Annotated in this window: 22 protein-coding genes; 12 read left to right on the forward strand and 10 right to left on the reverse strand. The window is 64.2% G+C overall.

Going from position 1 to position 24,359, the window contains the following annotated elements; all coding sequences use genetic code 11:
• Positions 1–47 precede the first annotated feature (47 nt).
• Positions 48–3,194, reverse strand: a complete 3,147-nt coding sequence (locus TSA1_RS36380; protein ID WP_100180525.1) for a multidrug efflux RND transporter permease subunit — start codon at positions 3,192–3,194, stop codon at positions 48–50.
• Positions 3,191–4,360 carry an efflux RND transporter periplasmic adaptor subunit gene (locus tag TSA1_RS36385; protein WP_100180526.1) on the reverse strand — a complete coding sequence of 390 codons (1,170 nt, stop codon included), beginning with the start codon at positions 4,358–4,360 and terminating at the stop codon, positions 3,191–3,193. Before TSA1_RS36385 ends, TSA1_RS36380 begins: the two co-directional genes overlap by 4 nt.
• 376 nt (positions 4,361–4,736) lie before the next feature.
• Here TSA1_RS36385 and TSA1_RS36390 point away from each other — a divergent pair, with 376 nt between their 5' ends.
• The 6 genes from TSA1_RS36390 (at position 4,737) to TSA1_RS36415 (ending at position 10,533) form a co-directional block, all read left to right on the forward strand.
• Complete coding sequence (locus tag TSA1_RS36390) at positions 4,737–4,976, forward strand: hypothetical protein (RefSeq protein ID WP_027571757.1); 240 nt, start codon at positions 4,737–4,739, stop codon at positions 4,974–4,976.
• A 223-nt stretch (positions 4,977–5,199) separates the two neighbouring features.
• On the forward strand, positions 5,200–7,602 hold the full coding sequence (locus tag TSA1_RS36395; protein WP_100180527.1) for a TonB-dependent receptor: 2,403 nt from the start codon (positions 5,200–5,202) through the stop codon (positions 7,600–7,602).
• Positions 7,603–7,604: 2 nt separating this feature from the next.
• Entirely contained in the window at positions 7,605–8,294 is a 690-nt protein-coding gene (locus TSA1_RS36400) for a Fe2+-dependent dioxygenase (protein ID WP_100180528.1), read from the forward strand.
• Positions 8,291–9,247 carry a tonB-system energizer ExbB gene (gene exbB, locus TSA1_RS36405; RefSeq protein WP_100180529.1) on the forward strand — a complete coding sequence of 319 codons (957 nt, stop codon included), beginning with the start codon at positions 8,291–8,293 and terminating at the stop codon, positions 9,245–9,247. The genes TSA1_RS36400 and exbB overlap by 4 nt, the downstream gene beginning before the upstream one ends.
• 3 nt (positions 9,248–9,250) lie before the next feature.
• Positions 9,251–9,706 (forward strand): TonB system transport protein ExbD, encoded by a 456-nt coding sequence (exbD, locus tag TSA1_RS36410; protein ID WP_100180530.1) that lies wholly within the window; start codon positions 9,251–9,253, stop codon positions 9,704–9,706.
• 11 nt (positions 9,707–9,717) lie between these two features.
• Positions 9,718–10,533 carry an energy transducer TonB family protein gene (locus TSA1_RS36415; protein ID WP_100180531.1) on the forward strand — a complete coding sequence of 272 codons (816 nt, stop codon included), beginning with the start codon at positions 9,718–9,720 and terminating at the stop codon, positions 10,531–10,533.
• Here TSA1_RS36415 and TSA1_RS36420 read toward each other — a convergent pair.
• From TSA1_RS36420 to TSA1_RS36430, 3 genes are all read right to left on the reverse strand, one after another.
• Positions 10,521–10,943, reverse strand: a complete 423-nt coding sequence (locus TSA1_RS36420; protein WP_100181538.1) for a hypothetical protein — start codon at positions 10,941–10,943, stop codon at positions 10,521–10,523. The genes TSA1_RS36415 and TSA1_RS36420 overlap by 13 nt on opposite strands.
• Before the next feature lie 63 nt (positions 10,944–11,006).
• Complete coding sequence (locus tag TSA1_RS36425) at positions 11,007–11,687, reverse strand: site-2 protease family protein (RefSeq protein ID WP_100180532.1); 681 nt, start codon at positions 11,685–11,687, stop codon at positions 11,007–11,009.
• 70 nt (positions 11,688–11,757) lie between these two features.
• Positions 11,758–12,630 carry a LysR family transcriptional regulator gene (locus tag TSA1_RS36430; protein ID WP_100180533.1) on the reverse strand — a complete coding sequence of 291 codons (873 nt, stop codon included), beginning with the start codon at positions 12,628–12,630 and terminating at the stop codon, positions 11,758–11,760.
• 89 nt (positions 12,631–12,719) lie between these two features.
• Between TSA1_RS36430 and TSA1_RS36435 the strand changes: the two genes are divergently transcribed.
• A complete protein-coding gene (locus TSA1_RS36435; RefSeq protein ID WP_100180534.1) occupies positions 12,720–13,628 on the forward strand; it encodes a DMT family transporter in 909 nt (302 codons plus the stop codon).
• Between the two features lie 2 nt (positions 13,629–13,630).
• On the opposite strand, the gene TSA1_RS36440 is transcribed toward TSA1_RS36435, so the two are convergent.
• The 5 genes from TSA1_RS36440 to gntR form a co-directional block, all read right to left on the reverse strand.
• A complete protein-coding gene (locus TSA1_RS36440; RefSeq protein ID WP_100180535.1) occupies positions 13,631–14,023 on the reverse strand; it encodes a GFA family protein in 393 nt (130 codons plus the stop codon).
• A 7-nt stretch (positions 14,024–14,030) separates the two neighbouring features.
• Positions 14,031–14,777, reverse strand: a complete 747-nt coding sequence (locus TSA1_RS36445) for an SDR family NAD(P)-dependent oxidoreductase (protein WP_100180536.1) — start codon at positions 14,775–14,777, stop codon at positions 14,031–14,033.
• 17 nt (positions 14,778–14,794) lie between these two features.
• The gene (locus TSA1_RS36450) at positions 14,795–15,526 is read right to left on the reverse strand and encodes an SDR family oxidoreductase (protein WP_174719239.1); all 732 of its coding nucleotides are present in this window, start codon (positions 15,524–15,526) and stop codon (positions 14,795–14,797) included.
• A gap of 135 nt (positions 15,527–15,661) precedes the next feature.
• Positions 15,662–17,491, reverse strand: coding sequence for an IlvD/Edd family dehydratase (locus tag TSA1_RS36455; RefSeq protein WP_100180538.1), 1,830 nt, complete (start codon positions 17,489–17,491; stop codon positions 15,662–15,664).
• A gap of 136 nt (positions 17,492–17,627) precedes the next feature.
• Positions 17,628–18,728 (reverse strand): HTH-type transcriptional regulator GntR, encoded by a 1,101-nt coding sequence (gene gntR, locus TSA1_RS36460; protein WP_100180539.1) that lies wholly within the window; start codon positions 18,726–18,728, stop codon positions 17,628–17,630.
• 202 nt (positions 18,729–18,930) lie between these two features.
• Here gntR and TSA1_RS36465 point away from each other — a divergent pair, with 202 nt between their 5' ends.
• The 5 genes from TSA1_RS36465 (at position 18,931) to denD (ending at position 24,353) form a co-directional block, all read left to right on the forward strand.
• A complete protein-coding gene (locus TSA1_RS36465; RefSeq protein ID WP_100180540.1) occupies positions 18,931–19,998 on the forward strand; it encodes an ABC transporter ATP-binding protein in 1,068 nt (355 codons plus the stop codon).
• Between the two features lie 47 nt (positions 19,999–20,045).
• Positions 20,046–21,365 carry an ABC transporter substrate-binding protein gene (locus TSA1_RS36470; protein WP_100180541.1) on the forward strand — a complete coding sequence of 440 codons (1,320 nt, stop codon included), beginning with the start codon at positions 20,046–20,048 and terminating at the stop codon, positions 21,363–21,365.
• A 64-nt stretch (positions 21,366–21,429) separates the two neighbouring features.
• Positions 21,430–22,383 (forward strand): carbohydrate ABC transporter permease, encoded by a 954-nt coding sequence (locus TSA1_RS36475; protein WP_100180542.1) that lies wholly within the window; start codon positions 21,430–21,432, stop codon positions 22,381–22,383.
• On the forward strand, positions 22,376–23,299 hold the full coding sequence (locus TSA1_RS36480) for a carbohydrate ABC transporter permease (RefSeq protein ID WP_100180543.1): 924 nt from the start codon (positions 22,376–22,378) through the stop codon (positions 23,297–23,299). Before TSA1_RS36475 ends, TSA1_RS36480 begins: the two co-directional genes overlap by 8 nt.
• A gap of 67 nt (positions 23,300–23,366) precedes the next feature.
• Positions 23,367–24,353, forward strand: a complete 987-nt coding sequence (denD, locus tag TSA1_RS36485) for a D-erythronate dehydrogenase (protein WP_100180544.1) — start codon at positions 23,367–23,369, stop codon at positions 24,351–24,353.
• The last annotated feature ends 6 nt before the right edge of the window (positions 24,354–24,359 follow it).

Raw genomic sequence — 24,359 nt, forward strand, 5'->3', positions numbered from 1 at the left:
CGTGAACCGGGGTCTCGCTGTAGCGTTGCGGGAGGCGCGGTGCAAGCTCACTCGGCGGCTTGCTTGACGCCACCGTGCTCGACTGCCTCGCCGCCTTCGCCGTCACCCGATCGGCCCCAGGTGGAGAACCAGTTGTTGAGCTCGTCGAGATAGAGATAGACCACGGGCGTCGTGAACAGGGTCAGCGCCTGGCTGACGATCAGGCCGCCGACCATGGCGTAGCCGAGCGGCTGGCGGATCTCGGCGCCGGTGCCATGGCCGAGCATCAAGGGCACGCCGCCGAGCAGCGCGGCCATCGTCGTCATCATGATCGGCCGGAAGCGCAGCAGCGCAGCCTGGCGGATCGATTCCGCCGGCGTCTTGTGCTCGTCGCGTTCGGCGGCGATCGCGAAGTCGACCATCATGATGCCGTTCTTCTTCACGATGCCGATCAACAGGATGATGCCGATCAACGCAATCAGGCTGAAGTCGAAGCCGGCCGCCATCAGGATCAGAAGCGCGCCGACGCCGGCCGAGGGCAGCGTCGACAGAATCGTGATCGGATGGATGTAGCTCTCGTAGAGGATGCCGAGGATCAGATAGACCACGACGAGCGCGGCGAGGATCAAGAGCGGCACGGTGCCGAGCGACTGCTGGAACGCCTGCGCAGTGCCCTGGAAGCTCGAGTTCAGCGTCGGCGGCGCGCCGAGATCGGCCATCGCCTTCTGCACGGCCTCGGTCGCCTGGCCGAGCGCGACGCCCTGGCCGAGGTTGAAGCTGATCGTGATCGCCGGGAACTGACCCTGATGGCTGATCGAGAGCGGGCGGACCGGATCGGTGGTCCAGGTCGCGAACGTCGACAGCGGGACCTGATCGCCCGTCAGCGGCGATTTCAGATAAAGCTTGTTGAGGCTGTCGAGATTGCCCTGCATCTCCGGCAGGATCTCCAGGATCACCTTGTAGGTGTTGAGCTGGGTGAAATACTGCGTGACCTGCCGCTGTCCGAAGGCGTCATACAGCGTGTCGTCGATCAGCTGCGGCTGGATGCCGTAGCGCGAGGCGGTATCGCGGTTGATCTTGAGCTGGACGGTGGTGCCCTGGGTCTGCTGGTCGGTCGCGACGTCGCGCAGCTCGGGCAGCGTCTGCATCTTGGCCAGGATCTTGGGGGCCCATTCGTTGAGCTCCTCCAGATTGGCGTCCTGCAGCGTGAATTCGAACTGCGTGCGCGTCGGCCGGCCGCCGAGCCGCACGTCCTGCGCCGCCTGCATGTAGAGGCGGGCGCCCTCGACCTTGTCGAACTGGGGACGCAGTCGCGCGATGATCTGCTGCGCGGAGGCCTCGCGCTTGTCGCGCGGCTTCAGCGTGATGAAGATGTTGCCGTTGTTGCCGGCGCGGCCGCTGCCGCCGATCGACATGGCGACGCTGGCAACGTCGGGATCTGCGAGGATGATCTTGCCGAGTTGTTCCTGGCGCCGGGTCATCTCCTTGAACGAAATGTCCTGCGAGGCTTCCGAAGTCGCCGTGATCAGGCCGACGTCCTGCTGCGGGAAGAAGCCCTTCGGGATCAGCACGAACAGATAGACCGACAATGCGAGCGTGGCGAAGAAGATCGTGAGCGTGGTGCGCCGCCAGGCGAGGGCGTGATCCAGAACGTATTCATAGCCGCGCAGCATCGAATCGAAGGCGCGCTCGCTCCACTGGTAGAACTTGCCGTGGTTGACCTCGCCATGGGCCCGCAGGAAGCGCGAGGCCATCATCGGCGTCAGGGTCAGCGACACGAACATCGACACGAAGATGGTCATCGCCAGCACGACGGCGAATTCGCGGAACAAGCGCCCGATGATGCCGCCCATCAACAGGAGCGGGATCAGCACCGCGACCAGCGAGATGCTGATCGACACGATGGTGAAGCCGATTTCCTTGGAACCGCGGAAGGCCGCCGCCATCGGCGATTCGCCCTCCTCGATGTAGCGCGTGATGTTCTCGAGCATCACGATGGCGTCGTCGACGACGAATCCGACTGCGATGGTGAGCGCCATCAGCGACAGATTGTCGAGCGAATAGCCGGCGACCCACATCAGGGCGCAGGCGCCCAACAGCGCCAGCGGAACCGTGACGGTGGGAATGACGGTGGCCCAGAAGCTGCGCAGGAAGATGAAGATGACCATGACCACGAGGGCGATGGTCAGAAGCAGCGTGAACTGGACGTCCTCGACGGCGGCGCGGATGGTCGTGGTGCGGTCGCTGATGAGCTCGATCTTGATCGCGGGCGGGATCGCCGCCACGAGGCGAGGCAGGGTCGCCTTGATCCTGTCGACGGTCTCGATGACGTTGGCGCCCGGCTGCTTGAAGATCACCAGGAACACGCCGCGCTTGCCGTTGGCCCAGGCGGCTTGCTTGGCATCTTCGGCGGCGCTGACCGCCTGTCCGATGTCGCGGATTCGCAACGGAGCGCCGTTGCGATAGGCGATGATGACGTCGTTCCAGTCTTTCGCGTGCGTGAGCTGGTCGTTGGCGTAGATCGTGTAGGCGCGCTTCTCGCCGTCGATATTGCCCTTGGGGCTGTCGACCGTGGTGATCGCGATCTGGCTGCGGACGTCCTCCATCGACAGGCCCTTGGCGACAAGCTTCGCCGGATCGACCTGGACGCGAATGGAGGGCTTCTGCTGGCCGCCGATGAAGACCTGCGCCACGCCCGACAGCTGGCTGATTTGCTGGGCGAGCTGGGCGTCGACCGCGTCGCTGACGCTGGTCAAAGGCAGTGTCTCGGATGTCGCCGACAGCAACAGGATCGGCGCGTCGGCCGGGTTGACCTTGCGGTAGGTCGGCGGCGAAGGCAGGTTCTTCGGCAACTGGCCGCTGGCGGCGTTGATGGCGCCCTGCACGTCGTTGGCAGCGCCGTCGATGCTGCGGTTGAGGTCGAACTGGATGGTGATCGAGGCGGTGCCGAGATAACTCGTCGAGGTCATCTGGGCGATGCCGGGGATCTGGGCGAACTGGCGCTCCAGCGGCTGGGCCACGGACGAGGCCATCGTCTCGGGGCTGCCGCCCGGCAGATTGGCGGTGATCTGGATGGTCGGGAAGTCGACCTGCGGCAGCGGTGCCACGGGGAGCAGGGGATAGGCGACGAGGCCGACAAACAGGATGCCGGCCATCAGCAGCGAGGTGCCGATGGGATAACGGATGAAAGGTGCCGAAATCCCGCCCTCGGTCATTCCTGTCGTACCTTGTTCTGGGCCGGGTTGGAGCTTGCCACCGCCGTCGAGACGAGGCTTCCGGGCTGCACCTTGAACTGGCCGCCTGTGATCACCTGCTGACCGGGGCTCAGCCCTTCGTCGATGACCGAACGTCCATCGATGGCGTAGCTGACCTTGACCTTGTGCACCTCGGCCTTGTTGTCCTGATTGACAGTATAGGCGTAGAGGCCGTTGGTGGAATGCTGGACCGCGTCATCGGGAACAACGGTCGCGTCCTTCAGCGTCCGCACCAGAAGCCGTGTCGAGACCGATTGACCCGGCCACAGCGCGTGGTCCTTGTTGTCGAACACCGCTTTCAGCCGGATCGTCCCGCTGCTCGTGTCGACCTGGTTGTTGATGACCGCGAGCTTGCCCTCGGCCAGCGTCTTCTTGCCGTCGGTGGTGAAAGCGATCACCTTGAGCGCGCCGCTCTTCTGGCCCTCGCTGATATAGGGAAGCTGGTCTTCCGGCGCCGTGAAGATCACGGCGATCGGCTCGACCTGCGAGATCGTCACGATGCCGGTCTGTGTCGATGCGTTGACGATGTTGCCGATGTCGACCTGCCGAAGCCCCGCGACGCCGGTGATCGGCGCCTTGATCTGGGTGTAGTCGAGCTGGGTCTGGGCGTTGGCGATCGCGGCCTCGTCGGCGGCGATCTGGGCGGTCAGCTGGGCGACGGTCGAGCGCTGGGTATCGACCCGCTGCGCGGTCGCGAATTCGCCGAGCTTCATGGCACGCTGGAGTTCGAGATTGGCGTTGGCGAGACTGGCCTCGTCCTGCGCCTTCTTGGCCTTGGCCTGGTCGAGCGCGGCTTGATAGGGGCGGGGATCAATCGAGACCAGAAGCTCGCCTTGCTGGACGATCTGCCCTTCCTTGAAGGCGAGCTTGTCGATCTGGCCGTCCACGCGAGTCCGGACTTGTACGGTGTTGAAACCTTGAACCGTGCCGAGACCGGTCAGGTAGACCGGAAAGTCGACCTTCTGGACCGGCGAAACGCTCACCGGGACGGCGGCCGGGCGGGTCGGGCCTTTCTGGGCGGTCTGGGCCTTGCCGGCCCCGTGCCCGAACGTCTGCCACCCATAGTAACCCGCCGTGGCCACGGCCGCGACGGTCAGAAGCCAGAGGATCGGCCGGGACTTTTTCATGTTGTCTCGTGTCGGCTCGTGTGCCCTCGCTTACGAATTACAGGGCAATCGCAGGGTTCCAGCGCGTTTGTATAATACACGCCAAGTTCCAGTGTAAACAGCACTATCCGTCGAGAATCCTAAACAATTGGAAAGCTTTGCACCGCCTGGGCAGTGCCGTGGCGCGGCGGTGTGCAGTGCTGCATTTTCCCGACCATGCGACCGGCGCGCAAGTCTTGTGCGGCACTCGCAGACGGTGAGCTCGGCCCGCCCGGTGCCGCGCCGAACCGCCGTCCGGTGCCGGTGCGAAGAACGGTTCTAAATCGCGCGGAGGCTGTTTCGGTTGTCAGGGATTGCCGCATCGTCCATATCGGCGCCGCCACACATGGAGCGCAGGATGGACGAATTGAACGGCAAGCTGATCGCGTGTCAGATTCTGATCACGGGATTGATCGCGCGCGTGGCCAACGAGCAGCGCGATCCCTTGCGCTTCCTCACGGACTTCCGAGACGAGATCAAAGCCGTTGTAAACGGCGTCAACATCGCCGGCATGGACTCAACCGATCGCGTGCGCGCAGTCGCGCAGAAAACCGTCGATGAATTGTTTTCGCTGATGAAGCCGCCGAGCAGCGATTGATGCTGCGAAGACGGTTGCGATTGCATTGCGTGCGGCGCGCTCTTTAGAACGAGTCCAAGCTAGGTTTAGAACGGTTTCAAACTGCAGTTTAGAATTGTTTTGATCTGGATCGATTCAAGGGTTCTTGCGAGCCGCTCGCATTGACCCGTTATTTTGCCGCCGATACCAACATCTCATCGTTCGCCGAAGCGAATGAGCGAACAGAAAGATGGGGCGTTTGGTAATGGGGCAGGTGGTCGCACCGAAGTCGTTGCGTTCGGTCGCAGCATTCGATCTGGTGGATGAAAAATTCGCGGGCGTTTCCGGTAAGAAGGCGTCTGCGGTTGCGAGCTTGATTGCGGTGGCGTCGGTGTCGAGCGGCGCGCAGGCGCAACAGTCGAACCTGCCGCCGGTGACGGTCGACGCGCCTGTCGAGCGCCCGCGTCCGACGGCATCGAAGCCCTCGCCGGAGCAGGTCCGTGCCCGCAACGCGCTTCGCCGCGCCGCGCAGCGCGAGCAGGCGGCGCAGCAGGCGGCACCGACGACGCCGTCAGGTGCTCCCGACGGCAGCCCCTATGCCGATCCGGCCGCACCCTACAAGGTCGATCATGTCCAGGCGTCGGGCAAGTTTCCCGAGAAGATGCTGAACACGCCCAAGACCATCACGGTGCTCAGCAAGGAAGTGCTTCAGGACAAGAACGCGACGACGCTGAAGGAGATCGGACGCTCGACCGCGGGCGTGACGCTGGGCTCGGGCGAGGGCGGCAACGCGTTCGGCGACCGCTTCTTCATCCGTGGTTTCGATGCGCGCAACGACGTGTTCATCGACGGCATCCGTGATCCCGCCGTTTCCATCCGCGAGAACTTCTTCACCGAGCAGATCGAGATCCTGCGCGGCCCGGCCTCTTCCTATGCCGGCCGCGGCACCGCCGGCGGTGCCATCAACATCGTCACCAAGCAGGCGGGCGATCGCAATTTCCAGCGCATGGATACCGAGTTCGGGACCGACTACACAAAGCGCGTCACGCTCGACGTCAACCAGGTCATCGATCCCACCTTCTCGGTACGCACGGGCGGCATGTTCCAGGACGCCAACGTCGCCGGCCGCGATTACGTGACCGACAATCGCTGGGGCTCCTTCATCTCGACCAAGTACACTCCGACCAACGACATCAAGATCACGACCAACTACGTTCACACCGACCTCAGCGGCCTTCCCGATTTCGGCGTGCCCTATTACAAGCAGGGCAACGTGCCGGTGACCTCGGCCGGCATTCCGCGCGGAAACTGGTACGGCTTCCTCAACCGCGACTTCCAGACCGCACGGCAGGATTTCGGCACCGGCACGATCGAGTACAAGGTCAACGAGGCCATCACGCTGACCAGCAAGGTGCGCGGCGAGCATTCGCTGCTCAACTACATCGGCACGCTGCCGCAGAACCCGGTTACGGCCAGCTCCAATCCGATGCTTTGGACCACGACGGCGAGCGCGCAGAGCCGCTACCAGAACGTGGACGTGTGGGCCAACCAGAACGAGGCCACGTTCAAGCTCGACACCGGCGGCGTCAAGCACACCGCTGTGTTCGGCGTCGAATATTCGAACGAGAACATTTCGATCGACCGTTACGCCGGCCTCGCGTCGGAGCTGGCCGGGAGCTCCTTCACGAGCACCGGTGCCGTGACGGGGGTCAATCTCTACTCCCCGCAATACACCAACATTCCGTTCGGCACGCCGTCGCTGGTTGGAAATCCGACGCGCTATGGCGTCAACACCAGCAGCGTGTATGTGATGGATACCGCGAATTGGCAGGACACGGTCATCGTCAACGGCGGCGTGCGCTACGATGGCTACAGCCAGAGCTCATCCACCAATTCGGCCTACCTCAAGCAAAGCTCCGATCTCGTCAATTACAACGTCGGCCTCGTCTACAAGCCGATGTCGATCGGCAGTGTCTATGCCGCTTATGCGACCTCCGCCAATCCGTTCGGTTCGGAGCTCGACGCTACCGGCACCGATTACGGTGGCGTTCCCGCCAACTCGACGATCCTGCTCGGGCCCGAGCGCAACAAGGCGGCAGAGATCGGCACCAAATGGGAGCTGGCTGACCGTCACCTGCTGGTCAGCGCTGCGCTGTTCCAGACCACCAAGGATAATGCGCGAGAGACCGTCAATAACCTGCTCACCTCGGGCGCGGCCTACCGTATTCAGGGCATCGACATCGAGGCCGAAGGCAAGATCACGGATCGCTGGAGCATCTTCGGCGGCCTGGTGCTGATGCAGTCGAAGGTCACGCAAAGCGGCATCGCCTCCAACATCGGCCTGCAGCTCGCCAACGTCGCCCATCAGTCGTTCAGCATGCTGTCCAAGTACAAGTTCGACGACGGCTGGGAGATCGGCGGGCAGGCGGTGTATCGCTCGAAGGTCTATGGCGGCACCTTCGCGGCCAATACCGGCAACGAACTGCCGAGCTATTGGCGCTTCGATGCGTTCGTGGAGAAGAAGATCGACAAGAACTGGAGCATGAAGTTCTACGCCCAGAATCTGACCAACAAGCTGTACTACGACACGCTCTATCGCAGCGCAGTGCCGTTCGTGGCGGTCGCGCCGGGGCGGGCCTTCTACATCGTCACGACGGCGAAGTTCTGATCATGTTGACGTGCCTGCCTGGCATTCTGAGCAAGGATGATGTGGCGGATTTCCGCCGCATCATGGACGCCAGCGAATGGGAAGATGGTCGGTCGACTGCCGGCGCGCAATCGGCCATGGTCAAGCGCAATGAACAGCTCCCACCCGACAGCGAGGTCGCGCGACAACTCGGCAACCGGATCATCTCGGCGCTGACGTCGAACCCGCGCTTCATCGCGGCGGCGGTTCCGCTCCAGATCTTCCCGCCGCTGTTCAACCGCTATGCGGCGAGCAGCGGCCACCATTTCGGCCTGCATGTCGACAATGCGATCCGCGGCGACCGTCTGACCGGCCTTCGCATCCGTACGGACCTGTCGGTGACGCTGTTCCTCGCCGAGCCGGAGGAGTACGATGGTGGCGAACTTGTGATCGAGGACACCTACGGCTCCCACGAAGTCAAGTTGCCAGCGGGCGACTGCGTGCTCTATCCATCGACCAGCCTCCATCTCGTCACGCCGGTGACGAGGGGAGCGCGGGTTGCGTCTTTCTTCTGGCTTCAGAGCATGATACGGGACGATCAAGCCCGGAGCATGATCTTCGACCTCGACACCGCGATACAGGCGCTGGTGGAACGGCTCGGGCGTGACGATCCCGAAACGGTCAAATTGACGGGTATCTATCACAACCTCATTCGCTACTGGGCCGAAGTATGAAGACCATGACCTCTAGAGCAAGCCTTGCCGCCGCCGCGATGCTGGCGGCCGCCTGGCTCGCATCCCCCGTTTCTGCCCAGACACAAACCCCTTCGGCACCGGCGCAATCGGCTCCTCAGCCGGCCCCGGTCGCACCGGCAGTCACCACGCCTGCTGTCCCGGCGCCTTCCGCGACGGCCGCTCCGGTTACTCCGGCAGCGTCCCCCGCGGCCAGCGTTTCGACCACGGCCAAGCCCGATGCGTCCGCCGCGATCGCGCCGGCCATGAAGGAGTTGTCGCCCTGGGTGATGTTCATGTCGGCGGACGTCGTCGTGAAGGCGGTGATGATCGGGCTCGCCTTCGCATCGCTGATGACCTGGACCGTCTTCATCGCCAAGTCGATCGAGCTGTCGGTCGCGTCCACCAAGCTTCGTTCGGCCCTGAAGAAGATTGCTGAGACGCGATCGCTCGCCGAAGCTCAGATGGCGCTGGGCGCCAAGGAAGGCATCCTGCCGTCGTTCCTGGCGGCAGCCCTGCGCGAGGCGCGGATGTCGGCCGGCCTGTCCAGCGACGCCGGCATCAAGGAGCGTGCGGCCTCCAGCTTTTCCGAGATCGTGCGCGCCGAGGCGCGGCGGATCCGGATCGGCATGGGCGTGCTCGCGACCATCGGCTCCACGTCGCCCTTCGTCGGCCTGTTCGGCACGGTCTGGGGCATCATGAACAGCTTCATCGGCATTTCGAAGTCGCAGACCACGAACCTTGCCGTGGTCGCGCCCGGCATCGCCGAGGCGCTGCTCGCCACCGCGATCGGCCTGGTTGCGGCGATCCCCGCCGTCATCATCTACAACCACTTCTCGCGCGTGACGAAGGGCTATATCGAGCTCGTCAGCCGCGCCTCGGGCGCCGCGGCGCGGCTGCTCTCGCGCGATCTCGACCGCAGCCACGGCAGCGTGCATTCGCGCGCAGCGGAGTGAACCATGGCCGTCTCGCTCGCAGACAATGATGACGATGACGACTTCTCGGAAACGCATGACATCAACGTCACGCCGTTCATCGACGTCATTCTGGTCCTGCTGATCATCTTCATGGTCGCCGCGCCGCTCTCGACGGTCGACCTGCCGATCGACCTGCCGACGTCGAGCGCGACGCCGCAGAAGAAGCCGGACAAGCCGACCTATCTCAGCATCAAGCCCGATCTGACGCTGGCCATCGGAGAAAATCCGGTCCACCGGACCGAGTTGATCGGGACGCTCGACGGACTGTCCGACATGAGCAAGGACAAGTACGTCTTCCTGCGTGCCGACAAGTCGGTACCATATGGGGAGTTGATGGGCGTCATGGAGCTCCTGCGCTCGGGCGGCTATACGCGGGTGAAGCTGGTGGCGCTGGAAGGCGCTCCGGGAGCGCCTGCGGCCGGCGCCGCCCAGCCTTAAGAAGACAGGCCATGTCGGACGAACTCAGACCATCCCGAAAGCTCTGGATCCTGGCGGCGGTCGCGGCGCTGGTGCTCCACCTGGGTGGTGCTGCGCTCGCGCTGGCGCATCTGCAGGCCGACGACGGAGACGACGGTCTGGGTGCGGCCGGCGCCGAGTTCGCCGTCGAGATGGCATCGCCAAAGGCGCCCGAAACCGATCTTCCGCCCGGGCCCGACAGCGAAGCGATGCAGGAGCAGCAGGCGCTTCCCGAACAGAAGGCCGAGACCAAGGAAACGGAGCTGCCGAAGGATCAGTCGCAGCAGGTCGACGATCCCGATCGGGTCGTGACAGAAAACATCTCCAAGAAGCCGCAGGAGGAGGATCCGAAGATCGCGGCGGTCGAAACCCCCGCGGCCGAAGCATCACCGAAGTCGGTTGCGACGGCGCGGCAGACGCTCGATGAAGACGCGCGCGAGGCCGAGAAAGCCCTGGCGCCGGTGCTTGGGCTCGGCAAGGACATCCTCAAGATCACGGCCGACTGGAATCGGAAGATCAGTGCGCATCTCGCGGCTCACAAGGTCAATCCGGAGGGCAAAGAGCCCAGTAACCAGAAGGTCAAGGTGAGCTTTGCGATCAACCGCAGAGGAAACGTGCTTTCCGTCGACGTCGTGGAGTCGTCCGGGGACGCCGCTTACGATGCGGCCGCGGTCACGATTGTCCGCAAGTCGGACCCCATTCCGCAGCCGCCTGCCGGGCTGACCGAGGACCGGTTCGAGCGCACCGTCGACATCATCTTCACGCCCCCAGACGCGAAGAAAAAGAAGAAGACGGCTCAGCGCCAATAGAGCCGGATGCCGACATAGACCACGACCAGGCAGGCGAAGATCAGCGCCACCGGCAGCGGCCGTTTCTGGGCACCGGCGGCCGTGCCACCCCCGAAAAAGCTGGTCGCCTTCGGCTTCGGCGCCGGGCGGCGGAAAGCGGTAACATTGTCCGCTGCCGGCTCGGCCGGGCGCGGGCGCACGTCGGGCGGGGTTCCCGCGCCGCCCATCTCGGCATAATAGGCCTTGTAGATCGCGCCGATGGTGGCCTCGGTGGCCTCGCCCTCGCTCGTCCGCGCCAGCAGGTTCTGGTAGCTCACCAGGAATTCCTGGGCTTCCGCCGGCAGCGCGGACGCGCCGTTGAGCTTGGCCATCATCTTCCAGGTGGCGAAATCGGCGCGGGCGCGGGTGTCCGCGCGTCGCGCGATCAGCATATCGGCAGCTTTGACCAAGTCGGCCTCGGGCCCTTCGGCTTGTGTTCGGGTGTCGCTGTTCAACTACGCATTGCCGGTCAGGAAGAGAACAGCCTGAATCACATGACCGGTCAACGTTCGCAGTATTGCTGAAATAACATCAAGATTTAGACCGAACTGCGAACCCGCCAGCGGTAGCAGGATCAACAGGCCGATCAGGATCAGCATCCCGAATGGCTCGAGCCGGGACAGCGGCACGGCGAGGGTGCGGGGCAGCAGCCCCACCGCGACGCGCCCGCCGTCGAGCGGCGGGATCGGCATCATGTTGAACACCGCAAGCGCGGCGTTGAGCCGGATCGCATTCCAGAGGTTCTGAAGGACCCAACGCGACCAGTCGTCCAGATCCCGGGGCAGGGCCCGGATGGCAAGGCCGGCAATCAGTGCCAGCAGGATGTTGGTCACCGGCCCGGCCAGGGCCACCCAGACCATGTCGATCCGGGGGTGATTGAGCTTGCGGAAATTCACCGGGACAGGCTTGGCATAGCCAAACAGGAACGGCGAATGCGCGAACAGCAGCATCGCCGGCAGGATCACGGTGCCGAACGGGTCGATATGCTTGATCGGATTGAAGCTGACGCGGCCGAGCTGCGAGGCCGTGTCGTCGCCGAGGCGGTGAGCGGCGAAGGCATGCGCGGCTTCGTGGAAGGTGATGGCGATCAGGACCGGGAGGATCCAGACGGAGATGTCATAAAGGGAAACGTTCACGGCTCATTGTCCCGGTTCGTGCCTCGTGGCCTTGCAGCCAGCCCGGCCAATCCGGTGGTGGGGCAACGCGTCAGATCAGGATATGGGACACCGGCTCCAAAATCCCAAGCTGTAAATGGTCGGCCAACAGGCCACCCACAGGCGACAGGTTGCGGGCGCGGTGAAGACGGATGTCCGCCGCCGGCAGCGGCGGCAGGCCGACGCGCTCCGGCAGGATATGCAGGCTGGCGGGCAGGGTGCCGGCTTTCACGACCGTGATCGCAAGGCCCAGCGACGCGACGGCCTCGACCGCGGCCAGCGTGCGGCTGACAAAGGCCAGCCGCCAGGGCCGGCCGGTGGCATCGAGGGCGTCCGCGGCCCATTGCCGAAACAGGCAGCCCGGCGGGTAGAGGGCGACAGGCAGCGTATCCTGGGCTTCGACCGGATACGACGCAGCCGCGGCCCAGACCGCCTGCTCGCGCCGCAGCAACTCGCCATCGCCGCGTCCTTCCGGGTGCATGGCGATGACGAGGTCATAGGCTTCGCCGAGTCGGGCCGGCATCGTCGCGGTCAGCCCGGTCTCGATCTCGACGCGGATTTCCGGATGGCGTTGGGTAAAGGACGCCAGCAAGGGCGGAATGACGATCGTCCCGTAGTCCTCCATCACGCCGAGGCGGACGACTGTGTCGTGCCTGCGCGCGCGGAGCGCATCGACGGCCTCGGCATTGAGATCGAGCAGCCGCCTTGCATAGACGAGGAGTTCGTCGCCTGCCGCTGTGAGCGCGACGCCGGCCCGGGTGCGTTGAAACAATTTTGCGCCAAGCCGTTCTTCCAGGCGCCTGATCTGGACGCTGACCGCCGATTGGGTCCGGTTGAGCGTCGCGGCGGCGCGCGTGAAGGATCGATGTTCGGCGACGGCGGCAAACGCCTTCAGCAGATCAGGATCGAGAACAGGTGAGCTCATGACGAAAGCTTATCCTGGCATGACGGAAATTCCATTCCCTGTTTCGGCGCGCCTCCTATGCTGCCTGCAAAGCATCAACGGGAGGAAGCGTGGGCGAGGTTCTTGGCGTTCTGGCCGCGGTGCTGTCGAGCGCGCTGGGCGGCACTTCGATCGGCGCCACGCGCTATCTCGTGAGCAGTCTCGATCCGCTGGCGATCGGCTCGTTCCGGTTCGGCATCGGCTTTCTTCTGCTGCTGCCGCTGACGCTGCTGCGCGGCGATCGCTGGCCGGCGCGAGGGGACTGGGCCGCCGCGATCGGGCTCGGCATCCTGTTCTTCGCGCTGTTCCCGATCCTGTTCAACGCATCGCTGATCTTCACGACCGCCGCGCGCGGTGCGCTCGCGCTGTCGACACTGCCGCTGTTGTCCCTGGTGATCGGGGCCGCGCTCGGCGCCGAGGCGCTGACCTGGCGCAAATCGGCCGGTGTGGTGATCGCGACCTTGGGCGTCGCCATCGCGCTGCTCTCCGACCTGACCTCGGCGCCCTCAGGCGCCTGGCGCGGCGATCTCCTGATGACGGCGGCGGCTCTGTGCATGGCGCTCTACGGCATCTGGTCAAAGCCGTTGATCCGGCGCTCCGGCCCGATCGCCTTCACCACGATGAGCATGGCGGCGGGCGCGGTCTGCCTGATCCTGCTCTCGTATGTCCGCGGCAGCTTTGCGCCGGTCGCAGGCTTCGGCACGCCGCAATGGCTGGCGGCTACCTATCTCGGCGCCTTTGGCGCGGCGCTGACGTTCTATCTCTGGGCCTTCGCACTGAAGCGCACGACGCCCACGCGGGTCGCGATCTCGGTGACGGTCAACCCGATCACGGCATCGCTGGTCGGCGCCTGGCTTTTGAACGAGCCGCTGCGCTGGAATCTGGCGGCCGGCATCGTCGCGGTATTTGCTGGAATCTGGATCGCGACGACGAGCGGGCGTACTCAGCCGACGGGTGCGCCTGCGTCAGATCAGGCCTGACGTCACGCCGGGATCGTTCCCGGATATTGCGTCAGACCATCATCGAGCTTGAGCCAGGCGGGCTTCTCCGAGACCCAGATGTGCTCGGTCGGCGCGAAGGCGTTGCGATCATCGAAAACGGAAAGGGATACGCCCGCCAGCGTGCCGTTGCGCCGCCAGGCGAACAGCCGCGTGCCGCACTGCTTGCAGAACACACGGTCGATGTTTTCGGACGAGGCGTAGCGGGCGGTGTCGCCTTCGACGCTCAGCGCGCGCTGGTCGAATTGCGCGCGGGCGAAGAAGGGCGAGCCCATCGCCTTCTGACAGAGGCGGCAATGGCAGACGCGGACGTTGAGCGGCTCGCCCTCCGCCTTGAAGCGCACCGCGCCGCACAGGCATCCACCTTCCCGGATCATGCTGTCCTCAATAGGTTGCGCGTCCGCCCGAGATGTCGAACACCGCGCCGGTCGAGAAGGCGCAGTCCTCGGACGCGAGCCAAGCCACCATCGCGGCGAGCTCCTCGACGAGGACGAAGCGACCCTTCGGGATCTTCGACAGCATGAAGTCGATGTGCTGTTGCGTCATCTGGTCGAAGATCGCAGTCTTGGCGGCCGCCGGCGTCACGGCGTTGACGAGGATGTCGTGCGCCGCGAGCTCCTTGCCGAGCGACTTCGTCAGCGCGATCAGGCCGGCCTTGGAGGCCGAATAATGTGCTGCGTTCGGATTGCCTTCCTTGCCGGCGATGGAGGCGATGTTCACGATCCGCCCGTATTTCTGCTTGAGCATGGTGGGCACGATCGCCTTGCTCACGATGAAGGGGCCGTCGAGGTTGATGCGCAGAACTTTCCGCCATTCCTCGAGGTCGGTCTCCCAGACCGGCTTGTTGACGCCGGCAATGCCGGCATTGTTGACCAGGATGTCGATCCTGCCGAAGGCTTTGAGCGTCGCATCGCGGGCCTCTTCGACGGCGGCGGTGTCGGTGACGTCGACCTTGAAAACCTTGGTCTCGCCGCCGACCTCCTTCGCCGTCTTCTCGGCGAGTGCCGCGTCGAAATCCCAGATCGCGACCCTGGCGCCGGAGGCGGTGAGGCGCTCGGTGATGGCGCGGCCAAAGCCCTGCGCGCCGCCGGTGACGATGGCGACGCGGCCGTTGAGATCGATCTTGTTCATGCCGGATGCCCCAGGCGTCAGAGCATGTAGCCGCCGTCGACGACGAGGTCGACGCCGGTGGTGAAGGCGCTCTCGTCGCTGCCGAGATAGACCGCCATGGAGGCGATCTCCTCGGCGGTGCCGAGCCGGCCCATCTTCTGGCGGGAGATGAACATCTCCTTGCCCTGGGGCCCCTGCGCGGCGGCGCGGTCGAGCATCGAGGGCGTCTCGACGGTGCCGGGGCAGATCGAGTTGCAGCGGATGCCCTTGGTGATGAAATCGAGCGCGACCGCGCGCGACAGCAGCGACACCGCCGCCTTCGACGAGCTGTAGACGTAGCGGTTCGCCGGCGGCCTCAAAGCCGCGCAGGACGAGATGTTGACAATGCTGCCGCCGCCGCCCGCGATCATGTCGGGCAGGAAGGCCTTGATGGTCCGGTGCATCGACTTGACGTTGAGGTCGAACGAGAAATCGAAGTCCTCTTCCGAGCACTCCAGGATGGTGCCGTGGTGCACGAAGCCGGCCGCGTTGAGCAGGATGTCGATCTTGCCGACCCGCTTGGCAAAGGCGTTGACGTCGGCGGTGTTGCGGACGTCGAGCTTTGCGACCTCAGCGATGCCTTCCTTGGTGAGGCCCGCGATGCCGGCTTCGTTGATGTCGGTGGCGATGACGGTTGCGCCTTCACGCGCGAACGCGAGAGCGCATGCGCGCCCGATGCCGGCGGCTGCAGCCGTGACGACGGCGCGTTTGCCCTTGAGGCGGTCTGCCATTTTCTTGTTCTCCTCGATGTGCTTATAGCCGTAGCGCAGTAGCCCGGATGGAGCGCAAGCGTAATCCGGGATCTGGCGTTTGCGGATAGGGACCCCGGATTGCGCTACGCTCCATCCGGGCTACGTGTGCTCGGTTCAGTGATTGTCCCGCGCCACGCCGAACGTGCCGGCGACGTTCTGGTAGCGCGTGGCGAGCTCCATGCAGGCACCAGTCGACTGCTGGCCGACGGTGTTGCGGTAGATCTCCTGCCACGGCGTCTGGTTCGGCGGATGCTTGAAGCCGCCGCTGGCCTTCAGCTCGGCGTGGCGCTTCTTCAGCTCCTCGTCCGAGATCAGGATGTTGGCGCTGCCCTTGTTGAGGTCGATGCGGACCTTGTCGCCGGTCTTGAGGATCGCGAGACCGCCATTGGCGGCAGCCTCCGGCGAGGCGTTGAGGATCGAGGGCGACCCCGAGGTGCCGGACTGGCGGCCGTCGCCGATGCAGGGCAGGGACAGGATGCCGCGTTTGATCAGCGCCGCGGGCGGCTGCATGTTCACGACCTCGGCGCCGCCGGGGTAGCCGATCGGGCCGGTGCCGCGGATGAACAGCACGCAGCGCTCGTCGATGTCGAGCGAGGCATCGTCGATCCGCTCGTGATAGTCCTCCGGGCCCTCGAACACGATGGCGCGGCCCTCGAAGGCGTTGAGGTCCTTCGGGTTGCTGAGATAGCGGTCGCGGAATTCCTTGGAGATCACGCTCGTCTTCATGATCGCGGAATCGAACAGATTGCCCTTCAGCACCAGGAAGCCGGCATCCTTCACCAGCGGCTTGTCGTAGGCCCAGATCACGTCGTTGTCGGGGACCGGCGCGTCCTTGCAGTTCTCGCCGATGCCGCGGCCGTTGACGGTGACGGCGTCTTCATGGATGCGCTTGTGCTTCATCAATTCGCGCACCACGGCGGGCACGCCGCCGGCGCGGTGGAATTCCTCGCCGAGATAGAAGCCGGCCGGCTGCATGTTGACCAGCAGCGGCACGTCATGGCCGACCTTCTGCCAGTCCTCGATCGACAGCTCGACGCCGATGTGGCGGGCGAGGGCGTTGATGTGGATCGGTGCGTTGGTCGAGCCGCCGATCGCCGAATTGATCACGATGCAGTTCTCGAACGCCTTGCGGGTCAGGATGTCCGAGGGCTTGAGGTCTTCCCACACCATCTCGACGATGCGCTTTCCGGTTTCATAAGCAATCTGGCCGCGCTCGCGATAGGGCGCGGGGATCGCCGCGCAGCCCGGCAGCGAGAAGCCGAGCGCTTCGGCAAGCCCGTTCATCGTCGATGCCGTGCCCATGGTGTTGCAATGGCCGACCGAGGGCGCCGAGGAGGCCACGATCTCCATGAATTCTTCATAGTCGATCTCGCCCGCGGCAAGCCGCTCGCGCGACTTCCAGACGATGGTGCCGGAGCCGGTGCGCTCGCCATTGTGCCAGCCGTTCAGCATCGGGCCGCCCGACAGCACGATCGCGGGCAGGTTGACGGTCGCCGCCGCCATCATGCAGGCCGGCGTGGTCTTGTCGCAGCCGGTGGTGAGCACGACGCCGTCGAGCGGATAGCCGTAGAGGATCTCGACGAGGCCGAGATAGGCGAGGTTGCGGTCGAGCGCCGCGGTCGGGCGCTTGCCGGTTTCCTGGATCGGGTGGGTCGGGAATTCCATGGCAATGCCGCCGGCCTCGCGGATGCCTTCGCGGACGCGGTGGGCCAGCTCGAGATGGTGGCGGTTGCAGGGGGAAAGGTCGTTGCCGGTCTGGGCAATGCCGATGATCGGCTTGCCCGACTGCAGCTCGGCGCGGGTGAGGCCGTAATTCAGGTAGCGCTCCATGTAGAGCGCGGTCATGCCCGGATTATGCGGATTGTTGAACCATTCCTGCGAGCGAAGGTGGCGGCGGGAGCCGTTGCCGGCGGGGGCATGCCCATTGGTTGGCTTTTTTGTCATTGGTTTCTCCTGCAATGCAAACGCACCGGCGTCCGTCCACTTACATCAGTCCTGGGGCGTCGGCTTGTGCGATGCCGAACGGCGCGAATGATGGATCGCTGGCCCGCTGGCGGGTCGTTTCCTCACAAATCCGATACTAGTCATGGCTACTTGGTAACGCTACCATTTTGTTCGCCACACCCGCGCCCGAAACGGACGGCCTGCTGTCCGAATGGCGCGAGGTCGAGCTTTGCCGTTCGATGACCTTGAAGCCGAGATCTAGCACCGGCTGCTCCGGGCGCCGTCCCTCGATCGCCTCGATCAGCATGGTGGCGGCCGTCTTGCCCATCTCGTAGCGGTTGGTGCGCACGCTGGTGAGGGTGGGCACGGCGGAGGCCATGAATTCGAGGTCGTTGAAGCCGACGATCGCGATCTGCTCGGGGACCGCGATCTCGCGGCGCCGGCATTCGAACAGGACGCCGAGTGCGAGGTCGTCATTGGCGCAGAACACCGCATCGAGGTCGGGCTCTCGCGCCAGGAGATCGGTGAACAGGGCGCCGCCGAGCGTCACCGAGGTCGGCGTCGCCGTCGTGACGACGAGGCGCTGCTCGAACAGTCCGGCGTCCTTCATGGCGGAGACATAGCCGTCCAGCCGCCGCTGTACCCTGGGATCCATGCGCGCGCCGACGAATCCGATTCTGCGGCGCCCCTGTTCGAACAGGTGCGCAACCGCTGCGCGCGCCGCATCATAGTGCGAAAAGCCGATCATCATGTCGACCGGATCGGGACCGATCTCCATGATCTGCACGATCGGGCAGTCGGCGGCCTCCAGCATCGCGCGCGATTCCGTGGTCTGGTCGATGCCGGTGACGATCAGCCCCGCAGGCTTCTGTGCGAGAAACAGTCGCAGCAGCTTTTCTTCCTGGAGAATGCTGTAACGCGTGTTGGACAACTGGATCGAGTAGCGGCCGCCTTCGGACGCGTCGTAGATGCCGCGCAGCACGTCCGAGAACACGTTGTTGGTGAGCGAGGGGATCAAGACGCCGATGACCTCGGTGCGTTGCGAAGCCAGCGCGCGTGCCGCAAGGTTCGGCACATAGCCAAGCTCCTTGGCCGCGCTCTCGACCCGCGTCCGCTTGGCGACCGACAGCGCCTCGGGATTGCGGAAGAAGCGGGACGCCGTGATCGGGCTGACGCCGGCAAGCTCGGCGACTTCCGCCAACCGGATTTTGCCTGACTTGGTGCGTTTTCGACCCATTTGTTGCTCTTAACACAGTCAGTCCCGCAAACAAAGGAACGTTGACAGCGCTACCAGCAACGACTAACCAAAGACAAATTGCCAAAACCGCACAAACTGCCGACAATGTTGCCCGCTAAGATCGGGCTTCGTTCGGCGAAGTCTGAAAAAACAAGACGGTCGCGGCGCGAAAGGCGTCGTGGACTTTCGAGGAGGGAGCTAGATGTCGTCTGTGCAAATCCGCGACGTGCGGAAATCGTTCGGCAATTTTGAAGTCCTGCACGGCGTGACTGTACCGATCGAGGATGGACAGTTCGTCGTCCTGGTTGGCCCCTCCGGTTGCGGCAAGTCGACGCTTCTGCGCATGCTCGCCGGTCTCGAGAACATCACCTCCGGCACGATCTCGATCGGCGACCGCGTCGTCAACAATGTCCAGCCCAAGGAGCGGGACATTGCCATGGTTTTCCAGAACTACGCGCTCTATCCGCACATGACGGTCGCCGACAATATGGGCTTCTCGCTGAAGCTGCGGAACGCAGGCGCCGACGAGATCAACAAGCGCGTCAAGCGCGCCGCCGAGATCCTCGCGCTCGGGCCGCTGCTCGATCGCTATCCGCGCCAGCTCTCCGGCGGTCAGCGCCAGCGCGTCGCGATGGGCCGCGCCATCGTGCGTGATCCCCAGGTCTTCCTGTTCGACGAGCCGTTGTCGAACCTTGATGCCAAGCTGCGCGTCGCCATGCGCACCGAGATCAAGGAGCTGCACCAGCGGCTGAAGACGACGACCGTCTACGTCACCCACGACCAGATCGAAGCCATGACCATGGCCGACAAGATCGTCGTCATGCATGACGGCATCGTCGAGCAGATGGGCACGCCGCTCGAGCTCTATGACAAGCCCGACAACCAGTTTGTCGCCGGCTTCATCGGCTCGCCCGCGATGAACTTCCTGAAGGGGCATGTGCGGGTCAACGGCGTTGCGACCTTCGAGGGGCCGAACGGCGTCAAGCTGCCGCTCAAGACCGCGCCTGCGGCCTCCGATGGCCGTCCCGCGGTCTACGGCGTGCGGCCCGAGCATTTCACCATCGCCGACGACGGCGCCGAAGCCGAGATCGTGGTGGTGGAGCCGACCGGCTCCGAGACGCAAGTGTTCGCCAAGATCGGCGGCGAGCAGGTCGTCGCGGTCTTCCGCGAGCGTCACCAGTTCAACCCGGGCGATAAGATCCGGCTGAAGCCCGAGCCGTCACTGGTGCATCTGTTCGATGACGCGACGGGAAAACGCCTGAACGCGTAGCGTAGCTTTGAGTTAAGATAATAAAAAAGCATCACAGGGAGGACACCATGCAAGACTTTACCCGCCGGACTCTGCTTCAAGGCGGAACGGCATTGGCTGCGACCGGCATGCTCACCGGGCCGGCACTGTTCGATTTCGCCAAGGCTTGGGCACAGAGCTCGCCCTGGAAAGCGGAGGCAGGCGCCAAGCTCACCGTGATGCGCTGGAAGCGCTTCGTGCCGGCGGAAGACGATGCGTTCAACGCGATGGTGGCGGCGTTCAAGGCTGCGACCGGCACCGAGATGAACGTGTTCAGCGAATCCTTCGAGGACGTGCAGCCGAAGGCCTCGGTTGCGGCCAATACCGGCTCGGGGCTCGACCTTGCCTGGGGCCTGCACACGCTGCCGCAGCTGTTCCCGACCAAAGTGCTGAAGATGAACGACGTCGCCGATTATCTCGGCAAGAAGTACGGCGGCTGGACCGACGCGGCCGCCAAGACCTGCAAGCAGGGCAACGATTGGCTCGGAATTCCCGTCGCCACCAACGGCGGTTACATGACGTACCGCAAGTCGGCGCTCGACAAGGCCGGGTTCAAGGAATTCCCGAAGGATTTCCCCGGCTTCCTCGAGATGTGCAAGGCCCTGAAGGCGAACAACACGCCGGCCGGCTTCGCGCTCGGTCATGCCTCGGGCGACGGCAATTCGTGGCTGCACTGGGTGCTGTGGGGCCACGGCGCTTACACGGTCGACCAGAACGACAAGATCATCATCAACTCGCCGGAGACGGCGAAGGCGCTGGAATATTGCAAGGCGCTGTACGACAGCTTCATCCCGGGCACCGCGTCCTGGAATGATTCCTCCAACAACAAGGCGTTCCTCGCCGGCGAGCTTTACTGCACGGCGAACGGCATCTCGATCTACGTTGCCGCCAAGACCGATGCGAGCAAGAAGGAGCTCGCCGAGGACACCTATCACGCGCTCTGGCCGGTCGGACCGGTCGGCAAGCCGACCGAACTGCAGCTTGCGCTGCCCATCCTCGCCTTCAACTTCACCAAATATCCGAATGCGGCAAAGGCCTTCATCGCCTTCATGCTGGAGAAGGAGAACTACGAGAAGTGGCTGGACGGCGCGCAGGGCTATCTGACGCAAACCTTGAACGCCTATGAATCGGCGCCGATCTGGAAGGCTGATCCCAAGAACGAGGTCTTCTCTCAGGCCTCGAAGCGCACTCTGCCGGCGGCCGGTATCGGCACCGTCGGCGAAAAGGCGGCAACTGCCATCGCCGACTTCATCGTCGTCGACATGTTCGCCAACTACTGCACCGGCACCAAGGATGCGAAGGGCTCGATGGCGGAAGCCGAGCGCCAGCTGAAGCGCATCTATCGCTGAGCGTCACGGAGCGGGCGGCCGTCGCGCCGCCCGCTCTCCAACATTTCGATCAGGGATATCGGGCATGGCTGATGTCGCAATTCCCCGGGCCAAGCCTCAGATGAGCGAGGACAACGCCTGGACCCGGCTCAAACACAATCGCAACTGGCTCGGCTTCTGGTTCATGGTGCCGGCCATGGCCTTCCTGATCTTCTTCCTGGCCTATCCGCTCGGGCTCGGCATCTGGCTGTCCTTCACGGACACTCGCATCGGCAGGGTCGGGCACTTCGTCGGCGTCGAGAACTATGAGTGGCTGTGGGACGATTCCATCTTCTGGCTGTCGGTGTTCAACACGCTGCTCTACACCTTCGTCGCCAGCGCCCTCAAATTCGCGATCGGACTCTATCTCGCGCTGCTGCTGAACGAGAACATGCCGTTCAAGGCGATGCTGCGGGCGATGGTCCTGATCCCCTTCATCGTTCCGACGGTGCTCTCGGCGCTGGCGTTCTGGTGGATCTTCGATTCGCAATTCTCAATCATCTCCTGGTCGCTGAAGCATCTGGGGCTGATCAATCAGAACATCAACTTCCTCGGCGACACGACCTGGGCGCGCATTTGCGTGATCTTCGCCAATATCTGGCGCGGCGTGCCGTTCGTGGCGATCACGCTGCTGGCGGGCCTGCAGACGGTGTCGCCCTCGCTCTATGAAGCGGCAACGCTCGACGGCGCCACGCGCTGGCAGAATTTCCGCTTCATCACCTATCCGCTGCTGACGCCGATCATTGCCGTCGTGATGACCTTCTCGGTGCTGTTCACCTTCACCGACTTCCAGCTGATCTGGGCGATGACGCGTGGCGGCCCGGTCAACGCCACCCATCTGATGGCGACGCTGTCCTACCAGCGCGCGATCATCGCCGGGCAGCTCGGGGAGGGCGCGGCTATATCCAGCGCCATGATCCCGTTCCTGCTCGCCGCGATCATGGTGTCCTGGTTCGGCCTGCAGCGTCGCAAATGGCAACAGGGAGAGAACAATGACTGATCTTCCTGCCTCGAAAGTCGATCTCAAGTCCGTGCTGGCGACGCCCGCGCGCGTCGATAACAGCGAGGGCATGAGCTATCTGCAGTCGGTGCCGCGCCGGCTCGTGACGCTGTATCTGCCGCTCACGATCATCGTCGTGGTCCTGCTGTTCCCGTTCTACTGGATGGCGCTGACCTCGGTGAAGCCGGACGACCAGTTGCTCGATCTCGACAGGTTCAACCCGTTCTGGACCTGGAATCCGACCTTCAAGCATTTCCACAAGCTGCTGTTCGAGAGCTACTACCCGCACTGGCTCTGGAACACGATGTATGTGGCGATCTGCGCCACGATCCTCTCGATCGTCGCGTCGGTGTTGGCTGCCTACGCCATCGTGCGCTTGCGCTACAAGGGCGCCAATCTCGTCGGCGGGCTGATCTTCCTCGCCTATCTGGTGCCGCCGTCGATCCTGTTCATTCCGCTCGCCACCGTCGTGTTCCAGTATGGCCTGTTCGACTCGCCGCTGGCCTTGATTCTGACCTATCCGACCATCCTGATCCCGTTCTCGACCTGGCTGTTGATGGGCTATTTCAAGACCATCCCGTTCGAGCTCGAGGAATGCGCGCTGATCGACGGGGCGAGCCGCTGGCAGATCCTGATCAAGATCGTGCTGCCGCTCGCGATCCCCGGGCTGATCTCGGCCTTCATCTTCTGCTTCACGCTGTGCTGGAACGAGTTCATCTACGCGTTGACGTTCCTGCAGTCGACCAGCAACAAGACGGTGCCGGTCGCGATCGTCAACGAGTTCGTGGACGGTGACATCTACCGCTGGGGCTCGCTGATGGCCGGAGCCCTGGCCGGCTCGCTGCCGCTCGTCATCCTTTACGCCTTCTTCGTGGAGCATTATGTGTCCGCGATGACAGGCGCCGTGAAGGAATAGTCGCGGGCGCTGCCACGGGAGCGCGCTGGAGACTGCGCGTTCCGGCCAATAAGAAGGAGTTGAGCTCTTGCACATTCTGGTTCTGGGCGCCGCCGGCATGGTCGGCCGCAAACTCTGTGAACGGCTGCTGCGCGACGGCCGGCTGGGCAAGAGCGACATCACCAAGCTCACCATGCACGACGTAGTCGAGCCGAAGAAGCCGGAGAAGGCCGGCTTCCCGGTCGAGACCGTGTCGGGCGATTTCGCAGTCCCCGGCGCTGCCGAGAAGCTGATCGCCGGCCGGCCCGATGTGATCTTCCATCTCGCCGCGATCGTCTCGGGCGAAGCCGAGCTCGATTTCGACAAGGGCTACCGCATCAATCTCGACGGCACGCGGATGCTGCTCGACGCTGTCAGGCTGGCCGGCGGCGGCTACAAGCCGCGCGTGGTGTTCACGTCCTCGATCGCCGTGTTCGGCGCGCCTTTCCCGGACGCGATCGGCGACGAGTTCTTCCACACCCCGCTGCTCAGCTACGGTACCCAGAAGGCGATCGGCGAACTGCTGCTCGCCGACTATTCCCGCCGCGGCTTCCTCGACGGCATCGGCATCCGCCTGCCGACCATCTGCATCCGGCCCGGCCTGCCCAACAAGGCGGCCTCGGGCTTCTTCTCGAACATCCTGCGCGAGCCGCTGGCCGGTAAGGAGGCCATCCTCCCGGTGTCCGAGGACGTCCGCCACTGGCACGCCACGCCGCGCTCGGCGGTCGGCTTCCTGCTGCACGCCGGCACGATGGACCTTGCCGCAGTCGGCCCGCGCCGCAACCTGACCATGCCGGGCCTGTCGGCGACGGTCGGCGAGCAGATCGCCGCGTTGAAGCGGGTTGCGGGCGAGAAGGTCGCCGCGCGCATCAAGCGGGAGCCCGATCCATTCATCGTCGGCATCGTCGGCGGCTGGCCGCGCAATTTCAACGCCAAGCGGTCGCTCGAGCTCGGCTTCACCACCGCCGAGAAGAACTTCGACGACATCATCCGCATTCACATCGAAGACGAGCTCGGCGGCAATTTCGTCGCCTGATCTCCG

The sequence above is a fragment of the Bradyrhizobium nitroreducens genome (genome assembly GCF_002776695.1).
In the GTDB taxonomy this organism is placed as follows: domain Bacteria; phylum Pseudomonadota; class Alphaproteobacteria; order Rhizobiales; family Xanthobacteraceae; genus Bradyrhizobium; species Bradyrhizobium nitroreducens.